The sequence below is a fragment of the Polynucleobacter sp. AP-Latsch-80-C2 genome (genome assembly GCF_018882185.1).
Taxonomy (GTDB): Bacteria; Pseudomonadota; Gammaproteobacteria; order Burkholderiales; family Burkholderiaceae; genus Polynucleobacter.
In genome coordinates this window covers 227,553-248,980 of the sequence record NZ_JACVOY010000001.1, presented here as the reverse complement: position 1 = coordinate 248,980, position 21,428 = coordinate 227,553, and the positions used below count along the sequence as shown (strand labels likewise).

Genomic DNA, 21,428 nt, shown 5'->3' with positions numbered 1-21,428 from the left:
CTTCGCTTACAGGGAGTAGTACATATCAAATTCGATAGGATGGGTTGTCATACGGAAACGTGTGACATCTTCCATCTTCAAATTGATATATGCATCAATCATGGATTCAGTGAATACACCACCGCGAGTTAAGAACTCGTGATCTTTCTTCAATGCATCCAATGCCTCTTCCAAGCTTGCACAAACAGTTGGGATCTTTGCATCTTCTTCTGGCGGCAAGTCATACAAATTCTTGTCAGCAGCTTCACCCGGATGAATCTTGTTTTGTACGCCATCCAAACCAGCCATCAACAAGGCAGAGAATGCCAAGTATGGGTTAGCCAATGGATCTGGGAAACGAGTTTCAATACGACGACCCTTAGGGCTTGGTACGTGTGGAATGCGGATAGAAGCAGAACGGTTACGTGCTGAGTAAGCCAATTTCACCGGAGCTTCAAACCCTGGAACCAAACGCTTATATGAGTTTGTACCTGGGTTAGTAATCGCGTTCAATGCTTTAGCGTGCTTGATGATGCCGCCAATATAGAACAATGCGAATTCTGATAAACCTGCATAGCCGTTACCAGCAAACAAGTTCTCGCCATTCTTCCAAACAGATTGGTGAACGTGCATACCAGAACCGTTATCGCCAACTACTGGCTTAGGCATGAATGTTGCTGTTTTGCCATAAGCGTGAGCAACGTTTTGAATCACGTACTTCTGCCAGATAGTCCAGTCAGCGCGTTGTACTAAAGTGCTGAACTTCGTACCCAATTCGTTTTGGCCTTGACCAGCAACTTCGTGGTGATGCACTTCAACCGGAATACCTAAAGATTCAAGAATCAAACACATTTCAGAACGCATGTCTTGGAATGTATCGACTGGAGCAACTGGGAAATAGCCGCCTTTTTTGCCTGGACGGTGACCAGTATTACCACCTTCAATTTCTGCGCCTGATGACCATGGAGCCTCTTCGGAATCAATCTTCACGAAGCAACCCTGCATGTCAGCACCCCAACGAACGCCGTCAAAAATAAAGAATTCTGGCTCTGGTCCAAAGTAAGCAGCATCGCCCAAACCAGTGCTCTTCAAATACGCTTCAGCGCGTTTTGCAATAGAACGTGGATCGCGGTCGTAACCTTTGCCGTCTGCAGGCTCAATCACGTCACAAGTCAGAACCAATGTTGGCTCTTCATAGAATGGATCGATATAAGCAGCTGTTGGATCTGGTCTGAGCAACATGTCAGAAGCTTCAATACCCTTCCAACCAGCAATAGAGGAACCGTCAAATGCATGGCCACTCTCAAACTTGTCTTCGTCAAAAGCAGAAATAGGTACTGTTGTATGTTGCTCTTTACCCTTTGTATCCACAAAGCGGAAATCAACGAAAGTACATTCTTTCTCTTTAACTAACTTCATCACATCAGCGACGGTCTTCGTCATGCAAATCTCCTCTATTAACTAAATTCGGAATTCAAACCTAAGGCATACACCCTTGTTCATTCCAGGCACCAAACATGCCTAATGGATGTATGTAATTTACTGAAGCAAACAAGTGGGATCACCCATTATTGCACTAATTAAGTGCTCATTTACCCCATTAATAGCCAGGAAATAACTGATTTGCACTGTATTAGTGCATAACTGTCCTAGCTAATATCGTGGATTTCGTAACCCAGCCCTTGGGTGCCAGTACGTAAGGCAATCCAGGCACTTTCCAATAAATTGGCGTTCCCTTTAATGCCCAACTCAATATGACGCTCTGCATAAACGCCGCCTTTGGAGACGTCCCCCACAGACGGAAGACTAAAGACCTTCACCCCAGGAAAACTAGCCTCTATACGCTCCATTAAAGGCGTTAGCACTGACTCAACCCCCTTGGGCACGATAAAGCTTTGCTCTGCCCAATTTTCTTGATGAAATAGATTCTGATAGTGGGTATCTAGGCACCAAGCCATCATCGGCGCTGCCATGACCGGAAACCCAGGAACAAAGTGATGCTCTTTGATGCGAAACCCAGGAATTTGATTGTAAGGATTGGGAATGATTTCGCTACCGATCGGAAACTCGCCCATCTTGAAGCGATGCTGATTCTCTGGAGTATTGAGGTCAGCCTTAATAGGATCGCCTTCTGCCGTTGATTGGATTCTGCCAGCAATCAATTCCTGAGCTGTTGGATGTAATTCCGTTTTAGTCCCCAAAGCCAATGCTGCACATTGACGAGTATGGTCATCGGGTGTTGCACCGATCCCGCCGGTACTAAAGACCACATCACCACTCGCAAAACTTTCTTTCAGCGTTGCTGTAATTTGATCAGGATCATCGGCAACATATTTTGCCCAAGACAAGCTTAGGCCACGCTCATTTAAAAGCTCGATGAGTTTGCTCATATGTTTGTCTTGTCGACGACCTGACAAGATCTCATCGCCGATCACAATTAAACCAAAGCGCCGCCCTGCTGGTGCTGGCACATCTATTGCTACTTTTTTTAATCCATCAACCATGGTACGTAAGCTCCATATCAACTACACGTGTTTCTACTGTTAAAGATTTGTTGAGTTCTTCTTGTCGCAATTCTTTTAAAGCGTCTAATAAAAAATGACTGAACCAAAGCGCCGCAAAGACAAAGATCAGCGAGTAAATCCATAGGGCTACAAAGCTAACGATTGGAAATAGAATCAATGCTAAAGCAGACGTCGCCCAGAAGAAAGTAGGCACGGCCCCCAGCATCCCTGAAACAATGCCCATGGTGAGTAAAGCCCAGCGGTATTTTTCCAGCAGGATATCCCGCTCTTCTACGCTGGCATGCTTAGCAAGAACATCATAGGACATTAAGCGCATCGTCAACCAACCCCACAGCAGTGGAGGCAATACGGCCACCAAGGGCGGTATCCACCACACCGGCAATGTCAGCATCACTAAGGCTAAGCAAATTAACGCTGACCACAGCGTATAAAAAAAACTACCAAAGAAGCCGCCGCCCCGTTTGCATTCCAAATCGAGATAGGGGCTTTGCCTTGCAACGACATTGACAATCGAAGGCACAGTAGAAAAGGCAATAAAGACGAGCAAGCTAATGGTGATCAAGGGAATGATGAGCATGACAAAAAACAAAGGCGCAATCCAGGCCCGCGCATTTTCAAAACCAGCCCAGATCAAACCGTCCTGAATCCAGCTCGTGAACATCGAGGTAGTCAGAAAAATACTCAAGGCCTCAAGCGCTGGAGTCCAAGTTAGCCAGATCAAGCAACCCCAAAGCACAGACACGATTAAGAATGGTCGCAAGCTAAGCCACAACATTCTGGGATGCATGGTGCCGATAAAAGCTAAACCAAAGGATTTAAATACCTGCTGTAATCCAACCATAACGCTCCTAATACATGCATCAGTGCATGTTTATTTTGGCAATACTTCCCTCAGCGCATGAACTAATCCCTGCCACTGCTGGGCAAAGATGTTTTGCGACACCTTTAAGTTTCGCACGCCTGTGGGATAGACCTTCTCAGAAAAAATAGCAGTCTTGAGCGCCATATCCCACCATGGAAACAAAATACCAAAATTACAGCCCCCCAATACTCCAGGTTTACCTTTTGCTTCATGACCATATCCCACTGCATGATGCATGCGGTGATACAACGGAGAGATCAGAAAGTATTTCGCTGCCCCAAGATCCACTTTGATATTGGCATGCTGCCAACTTTGGATGAATTGACTTAAAGCGATCAATACAATGAATTGACCTGGCGGGACACCAAATAACAGCGCAAAGAACGAGAGCACTGCAGCGCGCATGATGTCATCGAGAATGTGATTGCGATTATCTGACCAAGCAGTCATCACCGTTTGACTGTGATGCAAGGCATGTAACTGCCACCACCAATTGAATGAGTGCGATGCACGGTGGTAAAGATACTCCACAAAATCTAGAAGCACTAAATAAATTACAAAACTAATTACCGGAATTGAAGTGACTCCTGGCCACCAAGACTCAACATTGAGTCGATCAAAGCGGAAATCATGCAAGAGCGAATCGATCTCAAAGAAAAATCCGGATAAGGCTACAAAGATAAGTCCGTGAAAAATACCTAAGCGATGAAATAAGGTATAGAGCACATCCGCCCTGCTGGACTTGGCAAACGACTCTTGTGTTTCAGCAGGCGCCCAGCGCTCCCAAGTCCTCAACACCACGGCGATTAAGATAATCTGAATGCAGCCAAATAAAAACCAATCCATACCATCGTACGCATCTTCTGCGAGCGACATTAAGTCAAATTGATAAAGGATAGGGCCTAGTACGTTCGTGAAAAGGAATTCTTGAACACTTCCGTAAGCGTTAGCAATGGGAGAGGTAATGAAGGAAAAGTCCATTCCTTATTTTGACTGATTTAAGGAATTCTGGGGCAACAAACCAAAACAGAAGCCGCGATTTTTCAGATTCACAATTAATTGCTCCAGTACTGCGGGCGCCCATGGGTCTTTTCTAGACCATATCCCCAAATGAGCCATGGTGATGTCGCCATCATTGATGCCACGGCTAGCCTTGGCGAGCAACTTGTCATTAGGGTGTTTGTCTGAGTCAAGCTCATCGCCTAAAAAGCCTGCCCCAGCCCAGGCTATGTGCTGATACCCACACATATTTCCCATTCGAATTAAGGTAGGCGATGTTTTACCCCCAGGGGCACGCCAGATTTTTTCAATCGATTGGCCAGTGAGTTCAATAAAGCGTTGATCTACACGTCTGATTTCTTTACACATCGCCGCTTCGTTGTAGAGCAAAGTCATACCCGCTTTGGCTCCAAATTGAGGCTTTTCAAACACCTCACCCTTAGGTCCATCTTTTACAAAATATACATGGTCAAAAGTATGACTACCAAAGTGATGCCCTTCGCGCACCCTTTCCTGCCAGTAGGACTTCCAAGAATCATCTAAAGCAAAATCTCCACGAAATGTTTTTTCATTCGATAGAAAAAAGGTGGCTTTGACATCCTGTAGCTTCAAAATTTCGGCGACCTTTTCTGCAACAGACATATTGCCCGTGTCGAAAGTAAGATAAACGGTCTTATGACAGCTTGCAGTCTGAGCGCTAGCCGCAAATGAAATACAGCCGAGCAAAAGCGCGGCTGTCATCTGAAGCATTCGATTAGCAATAGTTGCAGTAAGAGGCATTAAACCTTATTCCCAAGAAGCTCTAGGTGTAAAGAAGACGCCGTGAGGTGACTTGCCAACCGGAATCACCGTCACTAACTTCATAGAGGGAATATCGATCACGCCGACCTTCTTAGAGAATCGAAAGGTCACCCACATGGTTTTACCATCGGGCGTAATTTCCATATCATCTGGTCCCGCTGGCAAACCAGTAATATCGCCTACCTTTTCCAAGGTCTGCATATTAATCAAGCTAATAGTGGAGGCAATACGGTTACTGACAAACACATGCTTCTTATCGCCCAGCGGACGAAAATTATGAGCACCTTTGCCGGTAAAGATCCGCTTCACTTCCTTGCGGTTTTTCCAATCAATCACTTGTACGCTATCTTCGCCAGTGATACCTACCAAGAGGTATTGATCCCCAGGCGTCATCCAAAGGCCAGCTGGCACTTTAGCCGTGGGCATTTTCCACAATATCGTTTGCGTATCGAGATCAATCGCTGCCAACTCGCTGGAGTCCTGCAAAGAAATAAAAGCGGTTTTGCTATCCGTAGTAAAAGCAATATGACTTGGTGTCTTCGCAAGCTTCAGTGTCTTAGCTAATTTTAGATTGGCACCATCTGCAGAATAAATATCCACACGATCAAGACGATTGCCGTTAGCAATAAACCATTTGTGGTTTGGTGAATAGCCGATTTGATAGGGATCGATGATGTTTGGAATCTTACCGGTGAGCTCACCACTTACTGGATTCATCAACGCAACATCATTGCCCGCAGCATTGGCGATAAGTAATGTTTTTTGATCGGGCGTCATCATCAGATGATGCGGCTCTTTGCCTACTGCTGCTGTCTTGATCACCTTGCGTGTAGGCATATCAATCAAACTAACCGAAGCATCTCCTGAATTCAAAATGACGGCCAACTTAGGTTCGACTGGAGCAGGCGCCTGAGCAAAAACGACTGCACTCAGGGAGAGAATGGAGAACAGCGCAGATCTCGCAAGAATGCGAAATCCTCTAATCTTGATAAATGTGTGCATTACGACATTGTAAGCAATCGCAGCCAGGTAAAAGCCCTCAAAAACAAAGAGGATTTGACCTAGCGCAAGCTAGCTAAAACCTTTTCTAGGCGCTTGAGGGACATTGGGGTTGGCGTCTTGAGCTCTTGTGCATATAGGGCCACCCGAAGTTCTTCTAACTGCCAGCGAAAATCCTGCAAGCCCTGATCCTCAGCCATAGCGTAGGAAGCAGACCCCCGATTACCTTGAAGTAGCTTTTGCCAAGGCCTTGCCACAGACTCCCAGTCTTTTTGGCATTGTGCATCCCTTGTAGGATTGGCCCGTAACTTATCAACTCTCATGGCAATAGCCTTGAGATACCTTGGAACATGCACTAGTTGAGCGTAGGGAATCTCTGCGACAAATTTAGGGAAGATCAGGGCCTGCAACTGACTCTGTATATCAGCATAAGCACTTGGGGAAGCTGCCTTTGCCTGGGCAAGTTTCTTTTGTAAATCGGCATGGGTTTGCAAAGCCACTAAGGCGTGCTTAGCTACTTCTTGGGCAATTAAAGCCAGTCTTGGCTTGCCGGCTGACAAGCGTTCAGAAAATTGTTCTGCATTCATGGGCAAGTCATCAGCCATGAATGCCCGCTCAACTGCGAGATTCAGAATCTGCTCTACCAGACCATCTACCGAACCGACGTTGATAAATAACAATCCAAGTTCACGCAAGCCTGGCAATTGTTTTTGCAATGCTTTGAGCGTATCTTTATTTGCCAATACAAAAAGACGTCGCAATCCTTGCTGATGGTGCTTTCTGGCTTCTAATACATCATCGAATACTTCCAAATCTACATAGTCAGATCTATCCACTAAGGCCGGATAACCAAAAAGGGTCTGATTGCCTTTTTGAATTTCCAGGGTCTCTGGAAGTTCACCGAACTCCCAGGAGCGATATCCACCCTGTTCTACTTTTCTAGCATTGTCAGCTCGAGCATTGACTTTCTGAGGTTGAGCTTTAGCTGTTGAGGTCTCTACTCCAAGCTCTACCTGAGCCGCTACTTGCGCAATCGCCTGAAAAGCACTACGTGCAGTCTCGCCATACTCAGAACGCAGGCGCGCTAAATTTCTCTCGACCTCGAGCTGCCTACCATGCTCATCAATCAAGCGAAAATTCATAGAGCAATGTAGCGGCAATGATTCTGGTCTAAAGTCTGTGCGTTTAATTTCCAAACCACGCTCTTGTCGAATATCGCTGATCAAGCTATCTAAAAAATCTCCAATGCCAAATTGTTTTTCATCTAACTGTCGCTCCAAAAATGACTTTGCATAGTCAGGCAATGGCACACAATGACGTCGAAGCTTTTGTGGGAGAGACTTTAATAGCAATAACACTTTTTCCTCACACATCCCTGGGACCAACCACTCACAACGACGGCCATCGACTTGGTTCAGCTGAGTTAAGGGAATCACTAAAGTCACACCATCTTTTGGGCTGCCTGGTTCAAAGTGATAGGTCAAACCAAGCTCAGCTCCGCCTGCCATCATCTTTTTGGGATAGCGATCGATAGTGATACCAGCTGCTTCATGGCGCATCAGATCCACCTTAGCCAAACGCAACTGAGAATCGAGCTCCCCCTGCTTTTTAAACAAGCTTGAAAGGCCTTCTCTACTGCAGACCCCTTTTGGAATCCGGGCGTCATAAAAAGCAAAAAGCAAATCGTCGTCAACCAAAACATCAGGACGACGTGAACGATGCTCCAGCGCTTCGATTTCTTTGATTAAGCGTCGGTTATGCCAGAAGAAACCAAAAAGATTAGGGTATTTTTTCTTGGCTTCCGTCTCGGTTTCTCGTTGGAGGGCTGGCGTATCCATGCGGCCAAACATTTCTTCTTGAACTAATGCTTGGCGAATAAATAATTCACGAGCTTCCTCAGGGTTGTGAGGCTCATAACGCACGCGCCGTCCATGATAGATAGGCAGTCCATATAGAGTGCCGCGCTCAAAGGCCATGACTTCACCCTGGCGGTTATCCCAAAAAGGATCACTCAAGGATTTAATGAGTCGATGGGCTGCAACACGTTCAACCCATTGAGGCTCAATCTTAGCAATCGTTCGGGCATACATTCGGGTAGTTTCTTGCAACTCTCCCGCCAAGATCCACGCACCCGCCTTCTTACCAAGAGTAGAACCGGGCCAGATGAAGGGACGAATACCACGGGCACCAATATATCCGCCGGTCTTACTTCCTCGCTCCTGAGACTTTTCATCTTCTTCTTTTTTAGCGACGTAGCCCAATAAGCCAGTTAGCAATGAAAGATGGACTTGTTCATAAGTTGCGGGCAAGGCATTTTCTTTCCAGCCTTTTTCTCCGAGCATTGTATGCAACTGACCATGCACATCACGCCACTCTCGGAGGCGACGTGGCGATAAAAATTTACTACGGCAGAGCATTTCTAATTGACGATTACTATGTTTGTGTTGCAAAGCATCTTGATACCAATTCCAGAGCTTTACAAAACTGAGAAACTCAGAGCGCTCATCAGCAAATTGCAAATGTGCTTGATCTGCAGCTGCCACCTGATCTAGCGGTCTTTCTCGTGGATCTTGTGTGGCCAATGCCGAAGCAATCATCGTGACTTCTTTTAAGGCATTCTGTTCTTTAGCTGCTAACAACATCCTACCGATGCGAGGATCTAGCGGTAGATCTGCTAATTGCTTACCAATACCAGTTAATTTAAAGCTTTGATTAATATCTTGATTATCACCAGCAAGATTTTCATCAAACTCGATGGCACCCAATTCATCTAGGAGCTGCACTCCATCTGTAATGGCCCTACCAAGCGGTTTATCCAAAAAAGGAAAATGCTGAATACGCGGTAGGCGGAGTGAACTCATCCGCAATAAGACTGCTGCCAATGAACTGCGTAAAATTTCAGGATCGGTAAATTTAGGACGGCCTTGGTAGTCCTGCTCGCTATACAAACGAATGCAAATGCCATCTGATACGCGCCCACAACGACCTGCCCTTTGATTGGCAGCCGCTTGTGAAATAGGCTCGATCTGCAACTGCTCTACCTTATTGCGATAGGAGTAGCGTTTAACTCGTGCCAACCCGCTATCAATGACATAGCGAATATTAGGAACGGTTAAAGAGGTCTCAGCCACGTTGGTCGTCAAAATAATGCGTCGCCCATTACCAGGACTAAATACCCTTTCTTGCTCGGCCACAGATTGACGCGCAAATAAGGTCAGCACCTCCGGATGAAAACGCTGCTGCAACACATGATCTTTACGTAGGGCTTCAGCGCAATCTCGGATTTCTCGCTCACCGGGTAAAAAGACGAGTACATCCCCTGCTCCCGCTGTGCCTTCACGCCAAACTTTGGCAATTTCTTCGGCAACAGCATCCGGAATCTCTTTTGCCTGCTTAGATTCTTTTTTGCCATCCGGCTTTGCATCTGGCTCTAACGGTGAATAGCGCTGCTCTACGGGAAAGAGACGTCCGCTCACTTCAATCACTGGGGCTAATTTCCCATCGATGGCAAAGTGTTCCGCAAAACGTTGGGCATCAATGGTGGCCGAGGTAATGATCAGCTTCAGATCTGGCCTCTTAGGGAGAAGCTGTCTGAGATATCCCAATAAGAAATCAATATTGAGACTACGCTCATGGGCTTCGTCAATGATGAGAGTGTCATAAGCGCGTAACTGAGGGTCACGTTGAGTCTCAGCCAACAAAATACCGTCCGTCATTAGCTTAATCGAGGCGGTGGCGCTGGTCTTATCCGCAAAACGGACTTGGTAGCCCACATCCTGGCCGATTGGAGATCCTAGCTCTTGGGCAATTCTTTTTGCAGTAGCAGTGGCAGCAATTCGGCGTGGCTGGGTATGTCCAACCAACTTACCTCCATTGATCGTTCCTCGACCTAACTCAAGACAGATCTTAGGTAACTGCGTGGTCTTACCTGAGCCCGTCTCACCACAGACGATGACCACCTGGTGTGATTGCAACGCATCCTGTATGACCTGACGCTGACTAGAGACCGGCAATTCCTCTGGAAAACGGATTTCGAGCTTGCGGGGGGTGTTGGAAGCAGGCACAGGGTTTGGGATTGCTTTGGGTTTTTGTTGGTTTATAGGCTCTTGCACCCTATAATTTTCTCACTATGCCAACAAACGCACCAAATCAGGCCTCAAACGCCGAAGAATCTACCCCCAACTTCCCCTTTGTAGGATGGTTGCGCGATGTTGCGCCCTATATTCACAGCTTTCGAGAAAAGACCTTTGTCATTGCTTTTGCTGGCGAACTGGCCCAAGAAATCGGCCTTGAGAATCTGATTGAAGATATCGCCATGCTGCATGCCATGGGGATGCGCATTGTTTTGGTTCATGGCATACGCCCCCAGATTGAAGAGCAGTTGATGTTGCGCAAAATCAAGAGCAAGTTTGGTAAGAGCGCAATGAATACCTATCGGATTACCGATGCTGCCGCGCTCGAGTGCGTCAAAGAAGCTGCTGGTGAATTGCGTTTAGATATTGAGGCCGCATTTAGTCGTGGCTTACCGAATACCCCAATGGCGGGTTCACGCATCTCCGTGATCTCAGGAAATTTCATTACCGCTATGCCGGTTGGTGTGGTCGAAGGCACGGATTACATTCATACTGGTTTAGTGCGTAAGGTGGACTCATCCTCAATCAGGCAATCACTCGATAGCAATAAGATTGTGCTGCTATCGCCTCTTGGCTTCTCCCCAACGGGTCAGGCATTTAATCTTGCCTTTGAAGATGTGGCCGCCTCAACTGCTGCTGCCCTAAAAGCAGACAAACTGATTTTCCTTAGCCCTTTCTCTGGACTAAAAGATAAAGAAGGTGACTTCATTACTGAGTTGTCCTTGCCACAGCTTCAAGAACAAGTAAATCAGAACAAAGATCTTGAAATGGGCATAAAGAGTCTTCTCAATATTTCTGGAAGAGCAATTCGTGCTGGCGTCAGTCGCGTTCACTTCCTCCCCTGCAATCAGGATGGCGCACTATTGGAAGAGCTCTTTACCCATGACGGTATAGGCATGATGCTAGCTTCGTCCGATATTGAGAATTTACGTGAAGCCAATCAAGATGACGTCGGTGGCATTTTGCAACTCACCATGCCTTTAGAAGAAGAAGGCATCTTAGCGGCTCGCGGACAAGATGTGATCGAACGTGATATCCAGCGCTTTTCAGTCATCGAGCATGATCGCGTCCTCTTTGGCTGTGCAGCCCTCTTTCCTTTCCCTGGAGGCGTTGGAGAGTTAGCCTGCCTTGCAGTAGATCCCGATGTTCAGGGCTCAGGCGATGGTGAACGCCTTCTCAAGCGGATTGAAATGCGCGCCAAACAAGAAGGCATTAAAAAATTATTCGTTCTGACAACCCGTACTGAGCACTGGTTTTTAAAGCGCGGCTTTAAACGCGCCTCCGTCGATGATTTACCGGAAGAACGTAAAGAAATTTATAACTGGGATCGCAAGTCCATGGTTTTAACAAAAGACTTATAAAGAAAGGCATTACAGATGGCACGCATGGTTCAATGCATTAAGCTCAATAAAGAAGCTGAGGGAATGGATTTCGCACCACTTCCAGGAGAGCTTGGCAAAAAGATTTGGAATCAAGTATCCAAAGAAGCTTGGGCCGCCTGGTTAAAGCAACAAACCATGCTGATAAATGAAAATCGCCTCAATATGGCTGATCCGCGCGCTCGCCAATACCTCTTAAAGCAAGTTGAAAAATACTTCTTTGAAGGTGGCGCAGATATGGCGCAAGGTTATGTGCCACCTGCAGAGTGATTGCTGCAGTACAATAATTGATTCGCTTCATTTTTAATTTAAAAAAATAATTTGAATTGCTGTTGACACTCCATACTTGGAGGCATAGGATGAAGTTGTGACGAGACAGATTTTGTGTCCGCCACATTGGCGAAAGCCACTTGAGATAAACGCATCTATGCGTTTAAGGACAGCGGAACCAATACTCTTCCGCTTGTCTACGCCATGTCAAGCATGGCAATCAAACCCGATGGGGAAACCCCGTCGGGTTTTTTTACATCCTAAAACGTCATCCGTTCTACCCCGGCCGAATTACTTACCAAAAGTACATTGGCTTTTTCTTTTACAAACAAGCCAACAGTAATGACTCCCGCAATTTGATTAATCATAGATTCCATTTGGATTGGATCGGCAATCTGCAGCCCAGCCACATCCAAAATCCACCCGCCATTATCAGTAACAAAAGGCTCGCTTGGGGTTTGACCCAAATCAGCACGAGTATTTTTTGCCAAACGCAGAGTCACTTTTCCGCCAAGCTTGTCCAATTCTCTTGTAACCACTCCTCTTGCCAAGGGAATGATTTCTACCGGCAGTGCAAAATTTCCCAAAACGGGAACTTGCTTTGAAGAATCACAAATACAGATGAATTGTTTTGCCATCGAGGCAATAATTTTTTCGCGCGTTAAGGCGCCGCCGCCGCCCTTAATCATATGTCCTGCTGGATTAATTTCATCCGCACCATCGACATAGGCAGGAAGACTCACTACATCATTAGGATCTAGCACCTTAAAGCCATGCTTGAGAAGTCGCTCAGTGGTCGCATTTGAACTCGAAACGGTCCCAGCAAAATGATCTTTATGAGGCGCCAGTGCATCGATAAAGCAATTTGCAGTCGATCCAGTTCCAACCCCCAGCACCTGACCTGCCTGCAGCCTTAAGACCTCGTCTCTTGCTGCTTCACCTACCATTTGCTTCAATTGATCCTGATTCATAGTCTTGCTAAACGCCTTTACTGGAACAGAGTAATTAATGCATCTATCATATGATAATCACGAGCCATCCTTTTAGAACCTTGATATTTCTATGAATAGCAACGCCTCAGCCTTAAGTCAACTTAAAAAACTCACTACGGTAGTTGCCGATACGGGCGATTTTGAACGTATGAAAGCGTTTGCCCCTCAGGACGCCACCACCAACCCCTCCCTAATCCTGAAGGCGGCTTCGCAAAGCAATTACCAATCCTTGGTCAATGCGGTGAAGGCGACCCATCCTGGCATGGCACCTGGTGACCTAGTCGACTACATCCTAGTGGCTTTTGGATTAGAAATACTCAAGATTGTTCCTGGCCGGGTTTCTACCGAGGTGGATGCACGCCTATCTTTTGACACTAAAGCGACTGTAGCTAAAGCAAAGCATCTGATTGCCCTCTATGAGTCTCATGGAATTGATCGCAAACGCATCTTGATTAAGTTAGCAGGGACCTGGGAAGGTATTGCTGCCGCAAAAGAACTCGAGGCTGAAGGCATTCATTGCAATATGACTTTGCTCTTTTCATTAGTACAGGCTGCCGCCTGTGGAGCAGCAAAAGCACAACTCATTTCCCCGTTTGTGGGGCGTATTACTGATTGGTATAAGGCAAAATTAGCTAGCAACTGGAGTGATGTGAGTAATGGTGGAGCTAATGATCCAGGTGTTACCTCGGTCAAAAGAATTTTCCATTACTACAAGCACTTTGGCATCTCCACAGAAATTATGGGCGCCAGCTTTCGAAGCACAAGTCAGATTTTAGAGTTAGCAGGCTGTGATTTACTTACGATTAGCCCTGAGCTATTGGCGGAATTACAAAATAGCAATGCCGCTGTAGAAAAAAAATTGGATGCTGCGAATGCGCAGAAGGCATTAAGCGCTGAAAATCTTACTGCGCTGAAGTTGGATGAATCTCACTTCCGCCTGCAATTAAATAATGATGCGATGGCTACAGAAAAACTGGCCGAAGGTATTCGGAACTTCTGTATTGATACCGAAAAACTAGAAGCCTTACTTGCCCAGTAAGAGGCATCAGACTTCTAGTGATGTATTACTTCTTGGCGGTATTGATGCCGAGCAGATTGTAGGCTGGACAATTACCGAGCATGCCGGTTGCTAGAGGAATAATACCAATCCAGCCCCAAGCGCCAACAATGCCAAAGCCAGCTAAACCCATCAAAGTAACGCCAACGGTCATGCGAAGTACACGATCTGTGTGACCAATATTACATTTCATATTCATCCCCTCTTAGAGAATTGAGTTGCCAACTGGCTTCTTACTTTTCAGTCTTTAATAAGCGCTGTCTTAATGCTTCGTACAAGCATACGCCACTTGCAACAGAAACATTCAAACTTTCTACCGCTCCTTGCATGGGGATGCGAACTAACTCGTCGCAGGTTTCGCGAGTCAAACGGCGCATTCCCTCACCTTCGGCGCCCATGACTATCGCAATAGAGCCCGTCAGATCGAGATCGTAGATTGATTTTTCCGCTTCATCATCAGTACCAACCAGCCAAACACCTGCTTCTTGCATTTCTTTCATGCTGCGAACCAGGTTAGTGACGGTAATCACAGGAATGACTTCAGAGGCCCCACTAGAGACCTTGCTGACAGTGGCATTAATCGATGCAGAACGATCCTTGGGAACGACTACTGCATCTACCCCAGCACCATCAGCGACTCGTAAACAAGCGCCAAAGTTATGCGGGTCGGTGATGCCATCCAATACCAGGAACAATGGCTTTTCTTTTGCACCCTCAACATCTTCGACAACCTCAGTAATCGTGCGAGCAATCGTCATTTTTTCAGCTAAGGCAACAACCCCTTGATGGCGGTCGTGACCAGCTAACTTATGTAAACGCTCTGCATCAGCAGCATGCAGTCTTTCACCTAACACTTCTTCTGCCTGCTTTAAAAAATCACCCATGCGTCTATCGCGACGACTGGGATCAAAGTACACCGACTTCAGACTTTCGGGGTCTACTCGCAAGCGCGCTTGAACTGCGTGAAAACCTACTAATATTTGTTTCATCTTTTTCTATCTAATGTGCGTGTTATTTGCGTCTAGCATTCGTGCTACGCACTGGCGGCTTGGATCCTGCAGGCTTGCCTACCGATCTTCCCTGCTTATTGGCCTTACCATTTTTGCGGCTAGCCTTACTTTTGGATTGGGTAGCACCTAGAGTTCCTGCAGATTTAGCTGCATTCACATTAATGCCGCTGGGCTTTTGCGGAACATTACTTGAAGGTCTGCTCTTCTTAGAGGCAGCCTTCTTATTAGGTCGACCAGAGTCGGAAGCTAAGATCAATTGACGGCGATTGCTTGAACCTCCAGGCTCAGCACCCATAGACTTAACAAGACTGAACTCAATCTTACGGGCATCAAGATCCACTCTGCTTACTAACACGTGCAAGCGATCACCCAAGCGATAGCGGATACCTGTACGTTCGCCACGCAACTCTTGGCGGGCTTCGTCGTACTGGAAATAATCACCGCCCAACTCAGTAACGTGAACCATGCCTTCAACAAATAAGTTCTCTAGCTGAATAAATAATCCAAAGTTAGCAACACCCGTTACTGTGCCTGCATATTCTTGTCCCAAATGGTCGCGCATGTAATAACACTTAAGCCATGCTTCAACATCGCGGGATGCCTCATCAGCACGACGTTCATTAGAAGAACAGTGGACGCCTAGTTGACCCCAAATTGGTAAAGCTGCATTCGCACCCTTAGGCAACTTGGCGCCTTTGGCAGGCCCAGCCTTGGCATCACTCTGTGACTTCTTAGCATTTACTGCATTCTCACGACCCTTACCTTTACGAGGTAAAGTCAGATTTAAAGGCACTTTTGGCGGCAAAACCGGGACATAAGGCTTTTTCTGCAGAATCGATTTGATTACGCGATGCGTCAATAAGTCAGGATAGCGGCGAATCGGACTAGTGAAATGGGAATACGCTGGATAAGCCAAACCGAAATGGCCTTCATTATCCGGCTGGTACATTGCCTGTTGCATTGAGCGTAAGACCACCGACTGGAGCATGTTGGCATCTGGACGGTCTTTAACCTCACGCATGAGTTTCGCAAAATCTCGTGGCTTTGGCTTCTCGCCTCCACCTAAGGAAAGTCCTGATGTTCTTAAGACCTGACGTAAGGTGACTAATTTCTCTTCAGAAGGTTCGCCATGAACACGGTACAGACTTAAATGTTTATTTTTATCAATATAGTCAGCAGCACAAACGTTAGCCGTCAACATACACTCTTCAATTAAGCGGTGAGCATCATTACGAATACGAGGTTCAATCCGCAAAATCTTGCCCAGCTCATTACTAATAATTTGGGTTTCAGTGGTATCAAACTCAATCGCGCCACGCTTCTCACGTGCGGCCAATAATATTTTGTAAAGTGAATACAGATTCGTTAGCAAGGGGCGGAATTGTGCAAAACGCGTTGCCTCGGGGCCTTTGCTATTAGACAGAATTTCCCAAACGGTATCGTAAGTAAAGCGCTGCGCAGAATGCATCACTGCTGGATAGAACTGATAGGCTAAAACAATTCCGTTGTTATCGACCACTGAATCGCACACCATACAGAGACGATCGACCCCAGGATTCAGGGAGCAAAGGCCGTTAGAGATTTTCTCTGGCAACATTGGTATCACCCGTCTAGGGAAATACACCGAAGTAGCGCGCAATAAGCCCTCATCATCCAAAGGCTGACCTGGCTTCACATAATGAGAAACGTCGGCAATAGCCACGATCAGACGCCAAGCCTTGGTTTTGCCATACATGACTGGCTCGCAATAGACCGCATCATCGAAGTCTCGGGCATCAGCGCCATCAATAGTGACCAAAGGCACATCGCGCAAATCAACGCGGCCCTCTAGATCTGCTTGTTGAACCGTATCTGGCAATGCTGCCGCTTCTTTCATTGCAGCTGCAGAAAATTCATGGGGAACGCCATACTTACGAACAGCGATTTCAATTTCCATTCCTGGATCATCAATTTCACCCAAGACCTCAACCACGCGTCCTACTGCCTGACGATAGCTATCGGGGTAATCAATAATTTCAACGCTAACCACTTGTCCCAACTTGGCATTCCCCTGCCCTTTTGGAGGAATCAAAATGTCATGGCCAATACGTTTATCTTCAGGCGCAACAATCAGCACGCCATTCTCATTTAAGAGTCGACCGATTACTACTTTATTGGCATGTAAGACGACCTCAACTATCTGCCCTTCTGGGCGTCCACGTCGATCCGTTCCTAAAACTCTGACATTGACTCTGTCGCCATGCATGACTCGTGACATTTCTCTTTCAGAAAGAAAAATATCCTCACCGCCATCATCCGGAATGACAAATCCAAATCCATCTCGGTGTCCTTGGACTGTTCCTAAGCGATCAGCCTCACGCGGCACCAAGTCTTTTGCTTTACGCATTTAATTCCTTCGGCAATACATGCCCTGTATATCTATTGATATCTATTTTTGTTATGAATAAGGCTACTGTATCAAACCATGAAGTCTGAAGGGGAAAAGCCCGAATTGCTGAGAAATGCCCCAATCAGACACTCCCTCTATAATAGTGGCATGCCCAGGTGGCGAAATTGGTAGACGCACCAGCTTCAGGTGCTGGCGATCGTAAGGTTGTGGGGGTTCGAGTCCCTTCCTGGGCACCAAATACTCTTGCTATGACCTATATGGGAGCAAAATCCTCCTTTTTAATAGTCACTGATTATTCCCCCATCCATCTAGCAGACTCAAAAGAAAGCCACCCGCAGGTGGCATCTTGAATCCTAACCAGGAACGACTCGGTAATAAAAGCTATTACCTCCGTATAAGGGCCTCATACGAAATCCTTGGCATTGATAAAAATTAATACCGTTTCGCGGTGCCAGAACGCAACCTGGTAGTAAATTTGGATAAGTAGCACCTACCGGGGGAATTGAACTTTCCGTTACTACTGCTGGTGGTGCAACACCTTGAGACACCAATACGGATGGTTGAGCTTGCTGAGCTACAACTACAGGTGGATTTTCATATACTACTGTTGGGCGTGATTCCGCAGCCACTACCTCGGCATTTTCTACAGCTGCAGCTCCAGCAACCACTCCTACCGGACCCCAGCCTGGACCGCAACGATAACAACCACCCCAACCAGGACCACGCCAACCAGGACCACCTCTCCAGCCACCTCGGTAACCGTGCCAATAAGCTTCGGCATCAGTAGCAATGGATAGGGTAATTAAGCCCATCAGGCTCGCTATAACAATATTAAAAAATTTCATCGTATCTCTCTATTCTTAATTAAGAGGCGCATTCGGCAGAGCAAACTCAGTGACAACAGCCTTTGAAAATCGATTTGAATTAAAGCGTTCTGGAGATATAAGAGAATCAATTTTCCAATTTTTATATACCAAGGTCGTACGAGGGCGCGCCTTATCGCCCAAATAAATCCATGAGGCCATATAAGGAAGGTGATCCTTTACCCCAATCCATACCTGACCTTGCAACTCTCGGCCAGCCATGACGATGCTATAAGTCTCCACACCTCCAATGAGTTTTGACTTACCAGCAATAAATGCGTCAGTTAAACCTGCGGTAAGATGCTCATAAGGGTTAGATAAAACTAAATCATCCCCCGGAAAGAAAACTCCTGCTTTTTCGTAAGCAAATTGTGCTGCACCATCGATAGAGTCAGGGCTATCACTTACCGCCACTAAATTCTTTTCCGGACTATAGGCAAACAGTTTTTTGCCATTAAATAATATTTCGTTAGACGGGCCATCGCCCTTTACAACAACGTCAAATTTATTAGGTCTTTGTAATGCGATATTTGCCGCAGTGGTATACATCACAGGAATTCCATCAATCGAAGGAAACTCAGACTGAACAACAGACTCAAATTGGATTGTTTTAGCAGAACTTAAGGTTTGCGTCATTTGCTTTAAAAGACTTAATGCCTCTTGTTCTATAGGCTTAATATTCTTTGGCAAACTTGGCCTTGGTGACGACTCTGGGCGCTTAGATGTATTGGTTTGAGCTAAGGCACCGCCCAACAAACCAAAACTCGAAATAAGAATTAACAACAACCTGATAAACGGGCGCATGAATTACTCCGCATGATGATGATGAAAAAATCTCAATAAATGGGCGATCTTTTCAACATCGAGCCATGGAGTGGGATTCACTAATCTACCTCGCATACTTTAAACGACATATCACTCCCGTACAATAAATTTATTCCATGTTTTGCCCCATAACGAGGCCTGTAAAGACCGCCGCAAGATGCTCATGAACAGATTTCGCTAATTGGCTATTATTAAGTATGGATACCAATTTTTCATTTAGCCCAATTTGCCTGATAAAAGCTGAGGCTAGCGTCTATCGCACCCCCATCGATGAACCCGTCCAAACTTCTTTTGGAATCATGTACGACCGCCCTGCGGTCCTCGTCAGGATTGAAGATGGCGATGGGCTTGTTGCCTGGGGCGAAATTTGGTGCAACTTTCCTTCAGTAGGGGCAGAGCACCGGGCACGCTTATTTAATTCAGTGCTTGCACCGATTTTATTAGAACAATCGTGGAACTCTCCCTTAACAGCCTTCAATACACTGACTAGCCGTCTTCACATATTGGGAATTCAATGTGGTGAACCTGGAACTATTGCACAAGCTATCGCCGGAGCAGATATAGCTCTCTGGGATTTGGTAGGGAGGAAAATGAATCAACCGCTGTGGAAGCTCCTTGGCGGAAGCGCGAAGATTTCAACCTACGCCTCTGGTCTTAGCCCCACTAACCCAGAAAAGCTGGCTCAGCAAAAATGGGATGAAGGATATCGAGCTTTCAAATTAAAGGTTGGGTTTGGAAACGAGCGGGATTTTAAGAATCTGCAGTCATTAAGAAACTTGTTTGGAAGCACTACAAAATTAATGGTCGATGCAAATCAAGCATGGACCCCAGAAAATGCGGTTGAAAATATTTCATCCCTATCCTCTTTAAATCCCTTTTGGATTGAGGAACCATTGCCAGCAGACTCCTCACTAAACACCTGGAACGCTCTTGCTAAAAAAGCATCTCCCATTCAACTGGCTGCTGGTGAAAATATGCGCGGCACTGAAGAATTCAATGCCGCGATAGAGAGTGATGCATTTGGTGTCATACAGCCTGATCTTGGCAAATGGGGTGGCTTTAGTGGATGTATCAACGTTGGTCTTGCCTCCCTTAAACGCAACAAACTATTCTGTCCGCATTGGCTTGGTGGCGGTGTTGGCTTGCTTGCCTCCATGCACCTCAAAGCAGCAGTGGGGGGCCCGGGATTTGTAGAGGTCGATTCAAATCCAAATCTACTGAGAGAGCTTCTAGCCCTTCCCACACCCAAACCGCTTAATGGTGATGTAATCTTGAGCGATAAACCCGGGTTAGGAATAGAGCCTGACCTCTTGAGTCTGAAGCCATTCTTGATTGCAACTTCATATTAAATTTTAATAGACATATTCACACCATGAAGAAAATAATTCACGTTCTCAGTCTATTCATTGCTATTTGCTTAAGTCATTCAGCACTGGGACAATCTTGGCCCGATAAAACTGTAAAAGTGATTGTTCCTTATGCCCCCGGAGGCGGAGTTGATCCAGTAGCCCGGTTAGTCAGTCAAAAATTGGCCGATATCTGGAAGCAGCCAGTTGTAGTAGAAAATAAAGCTGGTGGAAGCGGCACGATTGGCGCAAATTTTGTTGCACACGCACCTTCTGATGGACTAACGATACTCATGTCTGCCACAGCAGAGGTTGTGATTAATCAGCATTTCATGCAGAAGATGTCTTACAACCCAGATGTTGATTTAAAACCAGTAACTCTTTTGGTGAAACTACCCTTTGTTTTAGTGACCAATCCATCCAAACCCTATTCAACAGCAGCTGAATTAATTGCCTTTGCTAAGAAAAATCCCAATACAGTGACCTACGCTTCTTCAGGCCCAGGAACACCTCAGCACCTAGCAGCCGTCATGCTTGAAGAGCAAGCGGGGATTAAGTTAGTGCATGTACCATATAAAGGTGTTGCACCATCCGTATCGGATCTACTTGCCGGGCATGTCGATATTGGCTTTGCCGGATTGCCAACTGCCCTTCCCCATATTCAGTCAGGTAGCCTTAAGGCACTTGGACTATCTTCAAAAGCAATCTCATCTGCTGCGCCAAATATTCCGCCGTTAGCAAAAACGCCTGGCCTGCAAAATTTTGATCTCACCCAATGGTTTGGCGTGTATGTTCCTAGCGGCACACCGAATGCCATTGCTCAAAAAATCCAAAAAGATATTGTTGATGTCTTACGCATACCAGAGGTAAAAGAGGCTTTAGAGAAACAAGGTGCACAACCTGGAAATATGACGATGACTGAATTTCAAAGCTTTAGCAATAGCGAAAGCAAAAAGTTTGGTGCTATTGTCAAAATGGCAAAGATTGAACCCTAAAGAG

Annotated in this window: 18 protein-coding genes and 1 tRNA gene; 6 read left to right on the top strand and 13 right to left on the bottom strand. The window is 46.2% G+C overall.

From position 1 onward, the window contains the following. Window positions 1-6 precede the first annotated feature (6 nt). From glnA to hrpA, 7 genes are all read right to left on the bottom strand, one after another. A complete protein-coding gene (gene glnA / locus ICN47_RS01255; protein WP_216218097.1) occupies window positions 7-1,422 on the bottom strand; it encodes a type I glutamate--ammonia ligase in 1,416 nt (471 codons plus the stop codon). 206 nt (window positions 1,423-1,628) lie between these two features. Further along, complete coding sequence (locus ICN47_RS01250) at window positions 1,629-2,483, bottom strand: molybdopterin-binding protein (RefSeq protein WP_216218096.1); 855 nt, start codon at window positions 2,481-2,483, stop codon at window positions 1,629-1,631. Further along, window positions 2,476-3,345, bottom strand: coding sequence for an EI24 domain-containing protein (locus ICN47_RS01245; protein ID WP_216218095.1), 870 nt, complete (start codon window positions 3,343-3,345; stop codon window positions 2,476-2,478). Before ICN47_RS01245 ends, ICN47_RS01250 begins: the two co-directional genes overlap by 8 nt. 30 nt (window positions 3,346-3,375) lie before the next feature. Next, on the bottom strand, window positions 3,376-4,347 hold the full coding sequence (locus ICN47_RS01240) for a sterol desaturase family protein (RefSeq protein ID WP_216218094.1): 972 nt from the start codon (window positions 4,345-4,347) through the stop codon (window positions 3,376-3,378). 3 nt (window positions 4,348-4,350) lie between these two features. Continuing rightward, window positions 4,351-5,106 carry a polysaccharide deacetylase family protein gene (locus ICN47_RS01235; RefSeq protein WP_255538872.1) on the bottom strand — a complete coding sequence of 252 codons (756 nt, stop codon included), beginning with the start codon at window positions 5,104-5,106 and terminating at the stop codon, window positions 4,351-4,353. Window positions 5,107-5,151: 45 nt separating this feature from the next. Next, window positions 5,152-6,150: a cytochrome D1 domain-containing protein gene (locus tag ICN47_RS01230; RefSeq protein ID WP_370626241.1), complete on the bottom strand. Its 999-nt coding sequence runs from the start codon at window positions 6,148-6,150 to the stop codon at window positions 5,152-5,154. A gap of 77 nt (window positions 6,151-6,227) precedes the next feature. Beyond that, the gene (gene hrpA, locus ICN47_RS01225) at window positions 6,228-10,241 is read right to left on the bottom strand and encodes an ATP-dependent RNA helicase HrpA (RefSeq protein ID WP_370626240.1); all 4,014 of its coding nucleotides are present in this window, start codon (window positions 10,239-10,241) and stop codon (window positions 6,228-6,230) included. A 53-nt stretch (window positions 10,242-10,294) separates the two neighbouring features. On the opposite strand from hrpA, the gene argA reads away from it, so the two are divergent. Further along, window positions 10,295-11,659, top strand: a complete 1,365-nt coding sequence (gene argA / locus ICN47_RS01220; RefSeq protein ID WP_216218091.1) for an amino-acid N-acetyltransferase — start codon at window positions 10,295-10,297, stop codon at window positions 11,657-11,659. Window positions 11,660-11,674: 15 nt separating this feature from the next. Continuing rightward, window positions 11,675-11,947 (top strand): oxidative damage protection protein, encoded by a 273-nt coding sequence (locus tag ICN47_RS01215; protein ID WP_062308940.1) that lies wholly within the window; start codon window positions 11,675-11,677, stop codon window positions 11,945-11,947. Window positions 11,948-12,207: 260 nt separating this feature from the next. Here ICN47_RS01215 and rpiA read toward each other — a convergent pair whose 3' ends face one another. Further along, window positions 12,208-12,918 (bottom strand): ribose-5-phosphate isomerase RpiA, encoded by a 711-nt coding sequence (gene rpiA / locus ICN47_RS01210; protein WP_216218090.1) that lies wholly within the window; start codon window positions 12,916-12,918, stop codon window positions 12,208-12,210. A 91-nt stretch (window positions 12,919-13,009) separates the two neighbouring features. On the opposite strand from rpiA, the gene tal reads away from it, so the two are divergent. Next, window positions 13,010-13,978 carry a transaldolase gene (gene tal, locus ICN47_RS01205; protein WP_216218089.1) on the top strand — a complete coding sequence of 323 codons (969 nt, stop codon included), beginning with the start codon at window positions 13,010-13,012 and terminating at the stop codon, window positions 13,976-13,978. 25 nt (window positions 13,979-14,003) lie between these two features. Here the strand turns inward: tal and ICN47_RS01200 are convergent, their stop codons facing one another. From ICN47_RS01200 to rnr, 3 genes are read right to left on the bottom strand one after another with little or no spacing between them, the layout of a single operon-like run. Then, on the bottom strand, window positions 14,004-14,189 hold the full coding sequence (locus ICN47_RS01200) for a DUF2892 domain-containing protein (RefSeq protein WP_216218088.1): 186 nt from the start codon (window positions 14,187-14,189) through the stop codon (window positions 14,004-14,006). A gap of 40 nt (window positions 14,190-14,229) precedes the next feature. Beyond that, the gene (rlmB, locus tag ICN47_RS01195; protein ID WP_216218087.1) at window positions 14,230-14,985 is read right to left on the bottom strand and encodes a 23S rRNA (guanosine(2251)-2'-O)-methyltransferase RlmB; all 756 of its coding nucleotides are present in this window, start codon (window positions 14,983-14,985) and stop codon (window positions 14,230-14,232) included. 22 nt (window positions 14,986-15,007) lie between these two features. Further along, window positions 15,008-17,392 carry a ribonuclease R gene (rnr, locus tag ICN47_RS01190; protein WP_216218086.1) on the bottom strand — a complete coding sequence of 795 codons (2,385 nt, stop codon included), beginning with the start codon at window positions 17,390-17,392 and terminating at the stop codon, window positions 15,008-15,010. A gap of 152 nt (window positions 17,393-17,544) precedes the next feature. Between rnr and ICN47_RS01185 the strand changes: the two genes are divergently transcribed. Next, window positions 17,545-17,631, top strand: a tRNA-Leu gene (locus tag ICN47_RS01185). A gap of 117 nt (window positions 17,632-17,748) precedes the next feature. Here ICN47_RS01185 and ICN47_RS01180 read toward each other — a convergent pair. Both ICN47_RS01180 and ICN47_RS01175 read right to left on the bottom strand, forming a co-directional pair. After that, window positions 17,749-18,240 (bottom strand): hypothetical protein, encoded by a 492-nt coding sequence (locus ICN47_RS01180; protein WP_216218085.1) that lies wholly within the window; start codon window positions 18,238-18,240, stop codon window positions 17,749-17,751. Window positions 18,241-18,255: 15 nt separating this feature from the next. Beyond that, window positions 18,256-19,062 (bottom strand): DUF2092 domain-containing protein, encoded by an 807-nt coding sequence (locus tag ICN47_RS01175; RefSeq protein WP_216218084.1) that lies wholly within the window; start codon window positions 19,060-19,062, stop codon window positions 18,256-18,258. A gap of 218 nt (window positions 19,063-19,280) precedes the next feature. Between ICN47_RS01175 and ICN47_RS01170 the strand changes: the two genes are divergently transcribed. Both ICN47_RS01170 and ICN47_RS01165 read left to right on the top strand, forming a co-directional pair. Continuing rightward, the gene (locus ICN47_RS01170) at window positions 19,281-20,432 is read left to right on the top strand and encodes a mandelate racemase/muconate lactonizing enzyme family protein (protein ID WP_216218083.1); all 1,152 of its coding nucleotides are present in this window, start codon (window positions 19,281-19,283) and stop codon (window positions 20,430-20,432) included. A gap of 23 nt (window positions 20,433-20,455) precedes the next feature. Beyond that, the gene (locus ICN47_RS01165) at window positions 20,456-21,424 is read left to right on the top strand and encodes a tripartite tricarboxylate transporter substrate binding protein (protein WP_216218082.1); all 969 of its coding nucleotides are present in this window, start codon (window positions 20,456-20,458) and stop codon (window positions 21,422-21,424) included. The last annotated feature ends 4 nt before the right edge of the window (window positions 21,425-21,428 follow it).

Bases quoted from the DNA above. Each gene is read 5' to 3' on its own strand.
- ICN47_RS01170 (WP_216218083.1), top strand. From the start codon at position 19,281: ATGGATACCAATTTTTCATTTAGCCCAATTTGCCTGATAAAAGCTGAG.
- ICN47_RS01240 (WP_216218094.1), bottom strand. From the start codon at position 4,347: ATGGACTTTTCCTTCATTACCTCTCCCATTGCTAACGCTTACGGAAGT.
- ICN47_RS01165 (WP_216218082.1), top strand. From the start codon at position 20,456: ATGAAGAAAATAATTCACGTTCTCAGTCTATTCATTGCTATTTGCTTA.
- rnr (WP_216218086.1), bottom strand. From the start codon at position 17,392: ATGCGTAAAGCAAAAGACTTGGTGCCGCGTGAGGCTGATCGCTTAGGA.
- rlmB (WP_216218087.1), bottom strand. From the start codon at position 14,985: ATGAAACAAATATTAGTAGGTTTTCACGCAGTTCAAGCGCGCTTGCGA.
- ICN47_RS01180 (WP_216218085.1), bottom strand. From the start codon at position 18,240: ATGAAATTTTTTAATATTGTTATAGCGAGCCTGATGGGCTTAATTACC.
- rpiA (WP_216218090.1), bottom strand. From the start codon at position 12,918: ATGAATCAGGATCAATTGAAGCAAATGGTAGGTGAAGCAGCAAGAGAC.
- ICN47_RS01175 (WP_216218084.1), bottom strand. From the start codon at position 19,062: ATGCGCCCGTTTATCAGGTTGTTGTTAATTCTTATTTCGAGTTTTGGT.
- argA (WP_216218091.1), top strand. From the start codon at position 10,295: ATGCCAACAAACGCACCAAATCAGGCCTCAAACGCCGAAGAATCTACC.
- ICN47_RS01250 (WP_216218096.1), bottom strand. From the start codon at position 2,483: ATGGTTGATGGATTAAAAAAAGTAGCAATAGATGTGCCAGCACCAGCA.
- ICN47_RS01215 (WP_062308940.1), top strand. From the start codon at position 11,675: ATGGCACGCATGGTTCAATGCATTAAGCTCAATAAAGAAGCTGAGGGA.
- glnA (WP_216218097.1), bottom strand. From the start codon at position 1,422: ATGACGAAGACCGTCGCTGATGTGATGAAGTTAGTTAAAGAGAAAGAA.
- ICN47_RS01245 (WP_216218095.1), bottom strand. From the start codon at position 3,345: ATGGTTGGATTACAGCAGGTATTTAAATCCTTTGGTTTAGCTTTTATC.
- tal (WP_216218089.1), top strand. From the start codon at position 13,010: ATGAATAGCAACGCCTCAGCCTTAAGTCAACTTAAAAAACTCACTACG.
- ICN47_RS01200 (WP_216218088.1), bottom strand. From the start codon at position 14,189: ATGAAATGTAATATTGGTCACACAGATCGTGTACTTCGCATGACCGTT.
- ICN47_RS01235 (WP_255538872.1), bottom strand. From the start codon at position 5,106: ATGACAGCCGCGCTTTTGCTCGGCTGTATTTCATTTGCGGCTAGCGCT.